The 13,299-nt window shown below is 60.2% G+C and carries 11 protein-coding genes; 3 read left to right on the top strand and 8 right to left on the bottom strand.

The annotated features are described in order from the left end of the window. Positions 1-6: 6 nt before the first annotated feature. Positions 7-1,494: a GMC oxidoreductase gene (locus tag AC13RM_RS01385; protein ID WP_374816721.1), complete on the bottom strand. Its 1,488-nt coding sequence runs from the start codon at positions 1,492-1,494 to the stop codon at positions 7-9. A 122-nt stretch (positions 1,495-1,616) separates the two neighbouring features. On the opposite strand from AC13RM_RS01385, the gene AC13RM_RS01380 reads away from it, so the two are divergent. Then, positions 1,617-2,501, top strand: coding sequence for a sugar phosphate isomerase/epimerase family protein (locus tag AC13RM_RS01380; RefSeq protein WP_374816722.1), 885 nt, complete (start codon positions 1,617-1,619; stop codon positions 2,499-2,501). A gap of 25 nt (positions 2,502-2,526) precedes the next feature. Here the strand turns inward: AC13RM_RS01380 and AC13RM_RS01375 are convergent, their stop codons facing one another. After that, entirely contained in the window at positions 2,527-3,375 is an 849-nt protein-coding gene (locus tag AC13RM_RS01375) for a sugar phosphate isomerase/epimerase family protein (RefSeq protein ID WP_374816723.1), read from the bottom strand. Between the two features lie 386 nt (positions 3,376-3,761). Here AC13RM_RS01375 and AC13RM_RS01370 point away from each other — a divergent pair, with 386 nt between their 5' ends. Continuing rightward, complete coding sequence (locus AC13RM_RS01370) at positions 3,762-4,736, top strand: UDP-glucuronic acid decarboxylase family protein (protein WP_374816724.1); 975 nt, start codon at positions 3,762-3,764, stop codon at positions 4,734-4,736. After that, positions 4,733-5,707 carry a UDP-glucose 4-epimerase GalE gene (galE, locus tag AC13RM_RS01365; RefSeq protein ID WP_374816725.1) on the top strand — a complete coding sequence of 325 codons (975 nt, stop codon included), beginning with the start codon at positions 4,733-4,735 and terminating at the stop codon, positions 5,705-5,707. Before AC13RM_RS01370 ends, galE begins: the two co-directional genes overlap by 4 nt. Positions 5,708-5,710: 3 nt before the next feature. Here galE and AC13RM_RS01360 read toward each other — a convergent pair whose 3' ends face one another. From AC13RM_RS01360 to AC13RM_RS01335, 6 genes are read right to left on the bottom strand one after another with little or no spacing between them, the layout of a single operon-like run. Next, positions 5,711-6,889: a glycosyltransferase family 4 protein gene (locus tag AC13RM_RS01360; protein WP_374816726.1), complete on the bottom strand. Its 1,179-nt coding sequence runs from the start codon at positions 6,887-6,889 to the stop codon at positions 5,711-5,713. 47 nt (positions 6,890-6,936) lie between these two features. Then, positions 6,937-7,677 (bottom strand): class I SAM-dependent methyltransferase, encoded by a 741-nt coding sequence (locus AC13RM_RS01355; RefSeq protein WP_095438330.1) that lies wholly within the window; start codon positions 7,675-7,677, stop codon positions 6,937-6,939. Next, positions 7,674-8,987, bottom strand: a complete 1,314-nt coding sequence (locus tag AC13RM_RS01350) for a glycosyltransferase family 2 protein (protein ID WP_374816727.1) — start codon at positions 8,985-8,987, stop codon at positions 7,674-7,676. The genes AC13RM_RS01355 and AC13RM_RS01350 overlap by 4 nt, the downstream gene beginning before the upstream one ends. Then, entirely contained in the window at positions 8,984-10,207 is a 1,224-nt protein-coding gene (locus AC13RM_RS01345; RefSeq protein WP_488554464.1) for a glycosyltransferase family 2 protein, read from the bottom strand. The genes AC13RM_RS01350 and AC13RM_RS01345 overlap by 4 nt, the downstream gene beginning before the upstream one ends. Beyond that, complete coding sequence (locus AC13RM_RS01340) at positions 10,188-12,011, bottom strand: ABC transporter ATP-binding protein (RefSeq protein ID WP_488554463.1); 1,824 nt, start codon at positions 12,009-12,011, stop codon at positions 10,188-10,190. Before AC13RM_RS01340 ends, AC13RM_RS01345 begins: the two co-directional genes overlap by 20 nt. Next, entirely contained in the window at positions 12,008-13,003 is a 996-nt protein-coding gene (locus AC13RM_RS01335; protein WP_488554462.1) for a glycosyltransferase family 2 protein, read from the bottom strand. The genes AC13RM_RS01340 and AC13RM_RS01335 overlap by 4 nt, the downstream gene beginning before the upstream one ends. Positions 13,004-13,299 lie beyond the last annotated feature (296 nt).

Here is a 13,299-nt window from a genome sequence, read left to right as displayed (position 1 = left end):
TCTCGATCAGACGATGCGGCGAGCGGCAGCGATCTGGCTGGCGCCGATACTGGCGAGAGCGACGCTGAACAGGGTCGGGTTTGTGGCGGTCTTCGTGGGAATGACCCCATTGCCGGCAACATAGAGGTTGTCGAAGCCCCAGACCTTGGAGTTCCTGTCGCAAACGCTGGTGCCATCGTCGCGTTCGCCCATACGGATCGTGCCCTGATAATGCAGCGACGAGCCAACCGGCTGCACGAAGGTGGCAAAACCGGCGGCCGGGCGACCGATAATGGCGGAAATTCGCTGGGCATGGCCCTTGGCATCTTCGAGGCGCGCCTTGTCGCCCTCCGACTGACGCCAATGGATGGAAATAGCCGGTAGCCCGAGCCAATCACGGCGATCGTCATCGAAGGTGACACGGTTGTCGGCGCTGATATCGGAGGGCACGAAAACGCCCATGCCGATCGGCTGGCCGCTCATGTCGCTGGCATGCGGCATCGAGTGCAGGCTGGCTGGGGCGATGGTGACCGAGTAGGGGAAATCCTTGGTAGCCGGGATCCAGCTCATCGCGGTCATCGGCACATCGGTCTGCATCTCGGTGATCTGCGAGACGATATAGTGGTCGTTGATGTAGCGACCGAGCGCTTCAGGACGGATGCCAGAGGCGTAGAGCAGCTGAGGGGAATGCAGCGAGTCACATGCAACGACGACCGTGCCGGCCTTGACAATAAAAGTTTCCTCCGAGCCAGCGCGGGCAAGTTCGACACCCGTGACGTGGCCATTTTCGTGGATCACGCGGCGGCAGGCGGTTTCAGAGAGAATATGAAAGTTCTCCTCCGGCTCGTCGACAAGGTCGCCGAGAACGACGTCAGTGCCGTGATAGCGCAGGCCACCAGGACCGGGGGTTGCCGCAAGCGGCATCGGCTGGACGAAGCGATCGGGCGAACGGCCGGGGTTGAACACCTCGCCCAGGCGCTCGCGCATGGCGATCGCTGCGGCATCGCCGGCGCGCGGATCCTTGTTGGTACCGAGCAATCCTGCCGACACGGCCAAAGCCCTCTGCATCTCATCGGTGGGGATGAAGGGCACCAGTTCGATCTCCGATGGCACCGGCGTGCCGGTCGACCATTTGGTGCCCATGCCGCCGACATTGGCCGCCGAGAAGCCGGCGAAGAGGTTCTCATCCTGGGCATCGGCGTCGTTGGCGATGAAAAGGCCCGAGCGGCGCAGCAACGAATGATCGAAGCCGCCAGCGCGGCGGGCCTCCCACTCTTCCTTGTTGATTGGCATGCGCGGGCTGCGGTCGCCGCCCTGGGCACGCACCTCGCAGGCCGCGCGCTCGTCGAGATCGAGAATATTGTCGAGATGTGCGCCCTTTTGCGGCAGAATCTGCGGGCCGGCTTCTACCATCAGAATACGCGCTTCCGGCCAGTTATTCCTGATGACCCGTGCATAGGCCGAGCCAGTCGGGCCACTTCCGATGATGACGACGTCGGCAGACTGACGAGACATTCCTGCTATTCCCCACTCTTAAATCAATTTGATTGCAAACAAAGATGTATCGTAGCCGAAGTCAACCGGGATTGTTAAGTTACCGAACAAAGTTTTTGTGAAAGAGCTCGAGGAGAGGCACGATGAAGATAGGTCTGAGTTCATACAGTTTCCGTCCGTTGATGCAGAGCGGCGGCATGCAGATCGAGGATGTCTTTGCCTGGGTCGGCAAACATGGCGGCGATCACGTCGAACTGGCGACGCTTTCCGTCGCGCCCGAAGGGCAGGACCTGCAGTATGAACTCGCCAATGACGCGGAGATGTTGGAGCGGCTGAAGGGCGCATCTCAGAAAAGCGGCGTACCGCTTTCCGGCCTCTGCATGTCCGGCAATTTCATTGATGACGGCGAACGCGCATTCCAGCTTGGCCGGCTGAAGCGCTATGTCGAGCTTTGCGACAAGCTCGGCATCCGCTTCCTGCGGCACGATGTCGTTCCCTGGTCGCTCCGCGCAACGGAGCCCGGCCAGTTCGAAGCCGCGTTCCCGGCGATCGTCGAAGCCACCCATGAGCTTGCCACGCATGCCGGGCGCTACGGCGTGACCACCAGCGTCGAGGATCACGGTTTCTTCATGAATTCCAGCGAGCGGATCAAGCGGCTTCTTCATGCCGTCAATCTGCCGAGCTTTAAGCTGACCGTCGATATCGGCAATTTCCTCTGCGTCGATGAGAATCCCCTGACGGGGACGCGTGCGTGCCTTTCTCATGCAAGTTTCGTCCACATCAAGGATTTCTATGTGCGCCAGATAGCGCCTGGCGCGGACTGGCTGCAGACGGTCGGCGGCCAGGCGATCCGCGGCTCGGTATTCGGCTATGGCGACCTGCCTGTCAGGTCCATCATCGAGGACATCGTCACCTCAGGCTATGACGGCTTCGTCTCGCTGGAATATGAAGGCAACGAGCCGACGCAATACGGTTGCGAAACCGGCCTGAAGAATGCGAAGGCGATGTTTGCGGCTGCCGGCCGCTGACCATTGCCCGCTTGCAATCCGGCCATTAGAGCGCGGCGATCCGATCGACGCGCTTCTTCAAATCGGCTAGGCGCTGTCGGTCGCCTCCCGGCACCTCGATGGAGGCCCAGCCGGAGTAACCGACATCAGCGAGAGCCTTGTTGACCGCTGCCCAATCGCAGTCGCCCTCGCCCAGCTCGACATCGAAGCCCTTCCACGGGCCTTCGCTGTTCATCTTTTCGAGGCTGTATTCCTTGATGTCGATCTTCAGGATGCGCTTGCCGAGCGCCTCTATCCAATCCGTCGGCCGGCCGTACCGGAGCACATTGCCGACGTCGAAATACCAGCCGAGCCTGGGATGGTTGAAGCGATCGATGAAGTCAGCCGCCTCAAGCGGGCTCAGCAGAAAGTCGTTCCACACGTTTTCGAGCGCGATCGATACGCCGCTCTCTTCAGCGGCTGGCAGGATCCTGGCGATTTCCTCGCCGGCTCTCGTGTAAGCGGCCTTGTAACTGGTACCGGCATTGACGACACCGGGAACGAGCAGCACCGTCGTCGCGCCATAGAGCTTTGCATCATGCAGAGCCTTGACCATCGACTCGACGCAGGCCTGGCGTGCCGATGGATCGGGATCCGTCAGCGGACGTTTCCAGTGCACGGCATTGACGAGGCCGGGGATAGCGAGCCCAGTCTTGTCACGGGCATTCAGAACTTCATCGAGCGGCAGATCATTAGGCGAATCGAGCTCGACCCCGTCATAACCGAGATCCCGCAGAAGCTGGAATTTCTCCAGGATGGAAAGCGACGGCTCCTCGACCATGCCCCATTTCAGGCTGATCTTCGCCAAGGGGCGAGCGGAAACGGGCGAAAAGGAATGAGCGGCGGATTCGGTCATTGATGGGTCTTTGCGCAGAATGGTCGGATAGCGGCGGCACTATGTCAGCCAATCCAAAGCCGATCAATCGGTCATTGGAAGCCAAGAAGCGATGCTCGCCATGATGTCCTCCGGAAGACTTGCGGCCTCCATCAGACCAAAGTCCGATCCATGACAGGACCTAGGCCCGAAGACATAATCTTTGGTCCTATTCCCATGGATTGCCCCGACCTTTGCGCCAGTTGTTTCGGGCGATGGAGGCGGCGGGACATCCGGCCGCTGTCATAGTGCATGCGGAGAAGGTCGATGAATATGAACGGCGTCCTTGAAAGCGGCATCCTAGCCCCGGCATCTGTCGCAGTTTCCAACGGCGGCGGCATCACGCCGCCAGCGGCGAGATGACCGTCATGCAGCAAACAAAGCGAATCCTCGTTACCGGCGGCGCAGGTTTTCTCGGCTCCTTCCTATGCGAACGGCTTTTGCAGGAAAAACACGAGGTTATCTGCGTAGATAATTTTTTTACGGGACGGAAAAACAACGTCTCGCATCTGCTTGATAACAGATCTTTCGAAATCGTCCGCCACGACATCACCTTTCCCCTCTATGTAGAGGTTGACGAGATCTACAATCTCGCCTGTCCGGCGAGCCCGGTTCACTATCAGTTCGATCCGGTGCAGACGACCAAGACCAGCGTCCACGGCGCGATCAACATGCTCGGCCTCGCCAAGCGGGTTGGCGCCAAGATCCTCCAGGCCTCGACCTCCGAAGTCTATGGCGATCCCGAGATCCATCCGCAACAGGAGGAGTATTGGGGCCGGGTGAACCCGATAGGCCCGCGTTCCTGTTACGACGAAGGCAAGCGCTGCGCCGAGACCCTGTTCTTCGATTACTGGCGTCAACACCGGCTACGGATCAAGGTCGCGCGCATCTTCAATACCTATGGTCCAAGGATGCGCCCCGATGACGGCCGGGTCGTCTCCAACTTCATCGTGCAGGCGCTGCAGAACAAGCCGATAACGGTTTATGGCAGCGGTCAGCAAACGCGCTCGTTCTGCTATGTCGACGATCTTATCGACGGCCTGGTTCGCCTGATGGGAACAAAGGATGAGGTAACAGGCCCGATCAATCTCGGCAATCCGGCGGAGTTTACGATGCTGGAACTTGCCAATCTCACGATAGAACTGACCGGAAGCCGCTCGGCGATAAAATACCTCCCCCTGCCGGCCGATGATCCCAGGCAACGGCAGCCGGATATCGGGGTCGCATCGCGCGAACTCGGCTGGAAGCCGAAGGTTCAGCTAAAAGCCGGGCTTGGCAAAACGATCGCTTATTTTGAGGAACTGCTTTCATCTGGCCGTTCGCACGCGATCGCCGCCGAATGAGGACGGTCCTTGTCACCGGCGGAGCCGGCTATATTGGATCGCATTGCTGCAAGGCCTTCGCCGAGGCGGGATGGTCGGTTGTCACCTACGACAATCTCTCTCGCGGCTGGCGTGACGCCGTGAAGTGGGGGCCGCTGGTCGAGGGCGACATTGCCGACGCCGAGACGGTCGCGGCAACGTTGCGCCAATACCGCCCGGATGTGGTCGCCCATTTCGCCGCCTACGCCTATGTCGGCGAATCCGTCGAGTTTCCAGAGCTCTACTATCGGAACAACACATTCGGGACGCTGGTTCTCATCGAGGAAATGCTCAAGGCAGGCATCAACCGGCTGATCTTTTCAAGCACCTGCGCATCCTATGGCATTCCGATCCGCACTCCGATTGACGAGACCCATCCGCAATGGCCGATCAATCCCTATGGGTGGTCGAAATTCATGATCGAGCGGATGGTGGAGGATTTCTCGCGCGCCCGCGGCCTCAACGCGGTAATGCTGCGATATTTCAATGCAGCCGGCTGCGATCCCGATGGCGAGATCGGTGAACGGCACGAGCCCGAGACCCATGTCGTGCCGCTCGCCATAGAAGCGGCGATCAGACCGGGCCGAACCTTCACCATCAACGGCACCGATTTCGACACGCGTGACGGAACGGCCATCCGCGACTACATCCACGTCAGCGATCTCGCGCAGGCTCACGTCCTTGGTGGAGAGAAGCTATTGCGGGATGAGGGAGTACACATCTACAACCTCGGCACCGGCAACGGGACGACCGTTAGGGAATTGGTCGATGCTGTCAGCCGCATTTCCAGACGCGGCCTTCCCGTTGCCTATGGTCCCCGCAGAGCCGGCGATCCACCGGCTCTCGTCGCTGCGGCCGATAAAGCCGAGCGCGAGCTTGGATGGGTGCCCCGGCATTCCGGCATAAACAGGATTATCGAGACCGCGCTCGCCTGGTATCGCCGCCGGATGTGATCCTTATTTGCGTGCCGTTGTCAGAAACTCATCGAGAGCGGCGCCAACCGCTTCGATCGAAAATTTTTCCATCACCCGCCGTCGGGCGGCGACACCCAGTCGCGCGCGAAGAGCTCCATCATCTTTCAATCTTGCCAAGGCTCGCGCGATTTCGTCCGGCTGCTCCTGCGCGACCATCAGGCCGCCCGAGGCCTCGCCGTCGACGAGAATGTCCGGCAGGCCTTGTGCATCCGAAGCGATGACGGGAAGGCCGCAGGCCATGGCCTCCAATGGCGCAACCGGCATGCCCTCGATACGCGAAGCTGTGACATAGACGTCCGCGGCGGATAGCCAGCGGCGAATCAAGATGCGATCCGTCACGTAGCCGGACAACCATTGGACGTTCGCCAGTTCGCTTTCGCGAACGAGCTTTGCGAAAGCGTCGTTGTCCTGACCCGAGCCAATGATCACCAATCGGCACGTGGAAGCATCGGCGAAGCGCTCCCACGCGTTCAGAAGTACATCGAGCCCCTTGCGGCGGATATCGATGCGCCCGTGATTGAGGACGATGAAGCAATCCTGCGGCAGGCCAAGATTTGCTCGCGCCTCGCTGCGATCCGTGGCTTGCCATTCCTGCGTATCCAGTGGATTGGGGATATTCGCGATGTCGACAGCAATGCGCGGATAGGCCCTGGCAAGACGCTCACGCTCTGCGGAAGACGCGACGATCAGGCCGCGGCAGGCGCGCAGTGAAAGCTGTCTTGCAGCAGCCTCGATCCAGGACAGCGTGCGATCCCCTCCCTGAAAGGTGGCGTAGAGAGGAAGGTTCAAACGCCGCGCCAGCCATGCCAGCGCATCGAAGCGCGTATATTCATACTCCTGGGCAAGCAGCAGATCGCATTTGGAGCGGGAAAGGATCTCGCGGAAAGCTGAAAGCGGCGTTGCAGACCAGCGCCGCAGACTATAGGCGGCAGGGGAATGGCCCTGGTGTGGCCGCTTTGCCGGCGCGACCCAGATCGGCGTGCCCGTACCGGGATGCTCATAGCACTCAATCCCGTTCACTCGCTCCGATGCACAGACGATGATCGGCTTGTGGCCGGCCGAACCCAGTGCCGCCGCATAGCCGAACAGCCAGCCTCCCGTCATCCGCTCGACGAAATCCCGAAGTTCAAGCCCGATCGGATCGAGAAATTCTTCGATCACGTCCCCCCATGGGAAAAGCGCGATCACCTTTGACGTCTGGTCACCTCTCATTTGCGCCAGGCAAAGGCCGTCTCAGTGCCACGCGTGGATGGCCGGTGCATCAAGTAACCGAGGAAGGTCACGGGCGCGGCCAGCGCATAGAGGACCTTGCGACGACGGCGTCCGATGCGGGAAAACGAAACGTCGTGGAAAAACGCCGTGGCGGCATTGATGAAGGTGGCGCGCCGTTCCGGGCGTCTGTCGAAAAGGGCCGCGAGTTCCGGATCCCGGTATCCCCGCCTGACATGACCCCATTCGCGCATCAGTTCGCTTTCATGCGGACAATGGCGTTTCATGACGCTGAAATAGGGATAATGCCAGTTGATCTCGGGAGTGGAGATCAGGACATATCCACCCGGCCGTACCACCCGCAACGCCTCCTGCGCGGCGCGGCGGTCGTCCTCGATATGCTCCAGCACGTCGAACATGGTGACGATATCGAAACTATCGTCATCCATTGGCAGCGAGCAGGCGTCGCCGCAAATGAAGGTCGATTTCGCCCAGGAGGGCTGATGGTCGGCCAGCTCCGGATCGATATCGAGCGTGACGATTTCGGCCTGCGGATAGAGGATACTGGCAAGGCCGCTGCGGCCGCCGCCGATTTCCAGCACCCGTCCTCTGCCTCCGGTTTCCGCCGGGGCCACCCGGTGGATGGCGCGCATCTTTTCGCGATAGAACAGGCCATCCGTCAAGCCGTTCGGATAGGGGTTTCCGGACAGAAACTGGCCAAGCGCTGCTTTCTTGATCATCGCGATATTCCTTTTTCAGCCGTAGCAGCGGTCCCCATCGGGGTTCGCCGCATTCTCCAGCCGAAGCGCAGGAGAAACTGCAGGCCGGCGATCCAGCCCTCTACTTCGGCCGCCAAAATTCCGAGCCTGCCCGGAGGCCCTTCGAAAAGCGCCTTGACGAAGGTCTTGGCAAAATAGACGGGCAGCTGCTTGCCGATACGCACGATGTTTCCGCGATCGCCGAAATTGTCGTATTGCGTCACAAGGGCTGCAACGTGACCCTTCATATAGGCTTTGATCTGCCGCTTGAGGCCCAGCCAGTCGCTGCGATGGTGGTGGAAGACAACGGCCCGGGGCTCATAGAGGCATACGCCGCCGGCCGCCAGCAGCCGGTACCAAAGCTCCGAATCTTCGGAACATCCTGCCGCCCCCGCGCCGAGGCGTTCGTCGAAGAGGCCAACGCGCTCGAATACGGAGCGTCGAAAGGCCATGTTGGCGCCGGCGCCGATCTTCCAGACATGCGCTCCGCTCGGCCGCGTCTCCTCAAAGAAACGCCTGTCGAAGGTGAGCGGCACGAAGGTCGAGCCGAAGCCGCCCATGGTGAACTGAAAGGAGCATTGCGCCGCCGTATCGAGACGCGCAGGCAGCACGAGACCGGTAAACGCCTCGATGACATCTCGTTCCGCAAAGGCACGCGCGATCTCCGCAGTCCAGCCCGGATGGGCTTCCACGTCGTCATCGGTGAAAGCGACGATATCAAACTGGCTCGTTTGAATCCCGGTGTTCCGGGCTCGGCTTAGACCGGCACGAGGCTCGTGGACATAGCGAAAATCAGGAAATTGCCCGCAGATGTCCCTCGCATTCCCATCGTAAGAGTTGTCAACGACCACGACCTCACCTGGAGGGCTACGTTGTGCTGCAAGGCTGCTCAGACATTTGCTCAGAGCCGGACCGCGATCGCGAGTGCAGATGATCACCGAAATGTCCTGCGCGGAAGCGGAGGGTGGAGCTGCGATCGCGTCGAGCGACTCTACCAGATTTTGCGCGTCGAGCGCCGCCTCCAGCGAGAGCGCGGGCTTGGGCTGTCCTTCATAGGTGGCACGCAAGGGTGCACCCAGCCCGATGCTGCGGGCTTGGAGCTGTGCGGCTGCATGTTCGGCAGCAAGCTGGCGCAATTGAGAAACCCCGTAAGGTAGCTCGTCCTCCAGGGATGCCCGCGCCCCGAGCGGTAAATCTTTCCACCAGAAGATCGACAAAGCGGGCGCGCGTTCGCTACCGATATCCGCAGCCGCAAGATCGACATGCCTCACCTCAAAACGTTCTGTCGTCATGAGTTGCGCTCCCGGATCGACCTGATACGGGCGCGCGAGCGATCGTATTCACCAGCAAGGCCATAGATCCCGCCCCAGAGTTCCGCGATACCAAACCGCAGCTCATGGCCGCGCAGCCGCCTCGCAGCGCGGATAAGCGCCTTCAACTGGTCGAAGAACCACCAGCGGACCATGGCGCGATGGCGCGCTCGCATCATGCCATCGGTGCGGTAGCTCTTGACGAGAAAGGCCATCATGCCGAGACCCCAGGTCCAGTATTGCCGCCTGAGCTGCGGAATGGTTTCGCGGTGCTCATGATAAACCGCATATTCCGGCTCATAGATCATCGGGCGTCCGGAGCGCAGGACGCGGTAAAAAATATCGAGATCCCCGCCTCCGGGCAGCGGCGCTCCCGTATCGAGCGCCTCGTCGAAACCGCCGAGCTCGATCAGTAACGAACGGTCGAAGGCCATGTTGCAGCCGGCACCGAGAATGCCGGCACCGACGGGATGGAGCGGATTGTCGAAGCGCGCCTTGTGAAACTCCCGTCGCGCAAAGCCGCGGCCGAACCCTCCACGCCGCTCGAAAAAGATCTGTGCCTCGGTGTCGAGACGAAACGGCAGCACAAGGCCGGTGAAACCGCCGACGCCAGGGTTGTCGCGGCACGCCTTGGCAAGGCCTGCAAGCCAATTGCGGTCCACCACGACATCATCGTCCAGATAGGCGATGATGTCGCCCCAAGCCGCGTGAAGGGCGGAATTTCGGGCGAAATCCAGCCCAGCCTTCGGTTCGAAAACGTAGCGGATATCGCGGAAACTCTCGACGGCCTCGCGCGTGGCCGTATCCACCGAAGCATTGTCGACCACGATGATTTCGACGAACCGGAAGGGAGATTCATGCCGAACCTGATCGAGCGAGCGCAGCAACCGGGAGAGACGTTGTGCACGATCCTTGGTGCAAATGGCGATGCTGAGACTGGGCAGCGTCGCCTCGTTCGCGGGCAAGCGCGCCCTCAGCTCCTCCTCCAGCTTTGCAACGAGGATACGTTCTGCAAATCGCTCATCGGCAAGAGCTTTCAGGCTCTCGGCCGACAGCACAGAGCCGGCGGGCTGCTCGATCATTTCAAATGCGATCAGCCGGCCCTGCCATCGTGCGATCAAGCCGACACCCGTCTGGTCAGCCGAGAGTTCGATAGGCGCCAGCGGCTCCGACAACTCGATATCAATAAGCTTGTAACTCATCACCCAACTCCCGCCCGCTGCGGCGGCCGTGCTGAAATTCGTGGAGCCTGGAAAAATGTCCCTGCCGCTTGAAGAGCTCATCCGGCGAACCGGCCTCGACCACACGGCCCTTTGTCATGACGATGATCTGATCGGCCGCGAGAACGGTCGAGAGCCGGTGAGCGATCACGACAACGGTGCGGTTGTGTGAGTACGCGTCGAGCGCCAGCTGAAACGCCTGTTCGGTTTCGGCATCGAGCGCGTTCGTCGCCTCATCCAGGAGCAGAATGTCGGGATTTCGAAGGATCGTTCGCGCGAGCGCCACGCGCTGCCTTTGCCCGCCCGACAGCCGCATTCCCTGATCGCCGATCCGTGTCTCGTAGCCATCCGGAAGCAAACGGATGAAATCGTCCGCCTTGGCGATTTCGGCAGCCTTGCGGATCTCGGCCGGCCCGGCCTCCAGATCGCCATAGGCGATGTTGGCTGCAATCGTGTCGTTGAAGAGATGGACCTCCTGCGACATCAGCGACAGGCGCTTGCGCCAGCTGCGAAGATCGAATTTGGAAAGAGGCATGCCGTCTGCCACGATCGCACCGGATGTCGGATCCATGAAGCGAAAGAGCAGCGCCATCACCGTGGACTTACCGGCCCCCGATTCGCCCACGATCGCCGTGGTTTTACCGGCGGGAATGCTGAAGGAAACATCCTCCAGCGCAAGCGGCTGATCATGTGCGTAATGGAAGGAGACACTGCGGAATTCGACGGCGTTCCTGAAGGCGGGCGCCTGCACGTGCCCCTGCGCGAGAAAAGGCTTCTCCGTTGTGCGGAGGAAGTCATCGACATCGTCGATGCTGCCGGCGAGCCCGTCGAGCGCGATCTTCGATTGCAGCAACTCCCGTGTTGGGCCTTGCAGGCGATATAGCAGCGAGAGAAACGCGGCGAGCGCAGCAATGCCCAGGCCCACCGATTGAGCGACGAGAACGAGCACACCGATCAGGATTGTAATCGAGATTTCCGAGACAGGCGCGGGTGTCGCCCACAGCATATCGAGCTTCAAAAGGCGTCGCCGCACATTGTCGGAAGTCTTTCGGAAGCGATTGCGTTCATAGTCTTCCTGGGCGAAAGCGCGGATCAATTGCAGCGCGTTGATGCTCTCCCACATCCTCAAGCCGAACTGCTTGTTTTCCTCGACAACGGCCTTGCCGGTCTCGTCCGCACGCCGCGTGGCCAGGCGAATAGCCATGGCGCCCATGAGCAGGAACATCATCGAGAAGAAGGTCAGCCGGACGGAAATCAGCAGCATCAGCAACATGAAGACGGCAAACGTGCATAAGCAGATCATCAAACGGTAGGTGAGGCTTAAGGCCTGACTGACTTTCCAGGTGTTGTTGGCGATCGTCGTGATAATATCGGAGCGCTTGTTTTCCACCCTGTAGTCGATACACGAGCTTATCGTCTGATCGAAGACCCTTGCTCTTAGCCGATGCGCAACGAGACCATCGATATACCGGGTCACCCAGATATTGACGAGATGGACGGCGTTCTTCAGAAGGATGCTGACGCACAATACGCCCACCAGGAACGCCGTCAAATGGCTTTGTGGGACGGGCGCGAGAAGCCGGTCGAAAATTCGCTGCCATTCTCCCTGCTGGGCCGCTACGGCGCCGAGACTCTGAATGAGGGGAATGAAGAGAAAGAGGCCTGCCCCCTCAAGGACCGCAGCGGCCAGGCCGAGTCCGACGATGGTCGGTCCTGCCCAGGCAGGCGCCTCTGCCAGGCGGAAGAGCCGCTGCAGCCGCGTGAGGAACGAGCTGCCCGGCCTCACGGGATCGTCTCCATATAGAGCGGCCGCAACTCCGCGTTTCTTTGCAACCCCCGCAAGCGGGCCTTGAGCCAGTCGGGAACCAGCCTGGCGCGGCAATATACGTCCAGTATGTTCGGCAGGCTCGAAATCGCCAGACGCGGCTCCAATGCCAGAAATCGCTTCAACAGATCACAGCCATCGAAAAAGCGGCCGCTGACAAAAGCTCTGACGACCAGCCAGTGGATCATGTCGACCAGATGAGCGTCGAGATCGCTGCCATATTGCGGATATTTTTCACGATATTCGGCGAGGACGATTTCGCATGAAGAGAGCATCTGCCTGACGTCGCTCGACATGTTCGTGTTCGTCATGCGGTAGCCGATCAAGTGCTGCTGTATGACGCGGAATTCGTAATGCTCCGCAATTCTGAGGCAGATCAGAAGATCCTCGCAACCCTGCGCGTTGCGTGCCTTTAAGGACGGGTCGAACTGCCCGGCGTCTTCGAATGCGGAACGACGCATGAGCATCGAACTCCCATTGCCGACGAAATTGTTTCTGCACATGCGTTGGAGCACATGTCCTTCATGGCTCGGCCGGTTATGCAGGGAAAATACGCGGCTATGTTCGTCGATGAGCGCATACCAGCAATAGGCCAATCCAACCGAAGACCCGCCCTCGTCAAGCGCTTGCCATTGAAGCGCGATCTTTGAGGGAGCCCATAGATCGTCGGCATCGATAAATGCGAGAAACTCCGCGTCGGTCGCCGCCGCACCATTGTTACGCGCGACGGCGACGCCGCTATTGGCCTGCCGAAGGATCCGGATTCGCGGATCCTGCCTCGCATATTCAGCCACGATCGATAGCGATCGATCCGTAGAACCATCATCGACAATGATGATATCGAGCGCCTGATGGGTCTGGCGACAGATGCTGGCCAGGGTCGCACCGATCGTTCGTTCGGCGTTGAACATCGGTACGACGACCGCAATCGTGGTACTTCGCTTAGCTTCCAAAGTCGTTGCCACCTTTGGCGACGAAGCCGACGATACCGCTATCGGCGGAAACATTGACAAGTGCCGCGGCTGGGATGCCGCTTTCAGGGGCGCCGTTCATATTCATCGACCTCTCCGCATGCACCACGACAGCGGCCGGATGTCCCGCCGCTTCCATCGCGGGAAACAACTGGCGCAAAGGATGGGGCAATCCATGGCATTAGGACCAAAGATTGCGTCTTCGGCCCTAGGTCCGATCACGAGCCAGACTTTAGTCTGACGGAGGTGGCTTTGTTGCCAAAATCAGCGGAACGATT

This window comes from Martinezella sp. CNPSo 3732, from assembly GCF_057784515.1.
The sequence above is the reverse complement of the archived record's forward strand: the minus strand, read 5'-3'. Positions and strand labels throughout refer to the sequence as shown.

Coding starts and splice junctions, on each gene's coding strand:
- AC13RM_RS01355 (WP_095438330.1), bottom strand. CDS start 7,677: ATGATCAAGAAAGCAGCGCTTGGCCAGTTTCTGTCCGGAAACCCCTAT.
- AC13RM_RS01380 (WP_374816722.1), top strand. CDS start 1,617: ATGAAGATAGGTCTGAGTTCATACAGTTTCCGTCCGTTGATGCAGAGC.
- AC13RM_RS01345 (WP_488554464.1), bottom strand. CDS start 10,207: ATGAGTTACAAGCTTATTGATATCGAGTTGTCGGAGCCGCTGGCGCCT.
- AC13RM_RS01370 (WP_374816724.1), top strand. CDS start 3,762: ATGCAGCAAACAAAGCGAATCCTCGTTACCGGCGGCGCAGGTTTTCTC.
- AC13RM_RS01385 (WP_374816721.1), bottom strand. CDS start 1,494: ATGTCTCGTCAGTCTGCCGACGTCGTCATCATCGGAAGTGGCCCGACT.
- AC13RM_RS01350 (WP_374816727.1), bottom strand. CDS start 8,987: ATGACGACAGAACGTTTTGAGGTGAGGCATGTCGATCTTGCGGCTGCG.
- AC13RM_RS01375 (WP_374816723.1), bottom strand. CDS start 3,375: ATGACCGAATCCGCCGCTCATTCCTTTTCGCCCGTTTCCGCTCGCCCC.
- galE (WP_374816725.1), top strand. CDS start 4,733: ATGAGGACGGTCCTTGTCACCGGCGGAGCCGGCTATATTGGATCGCAT.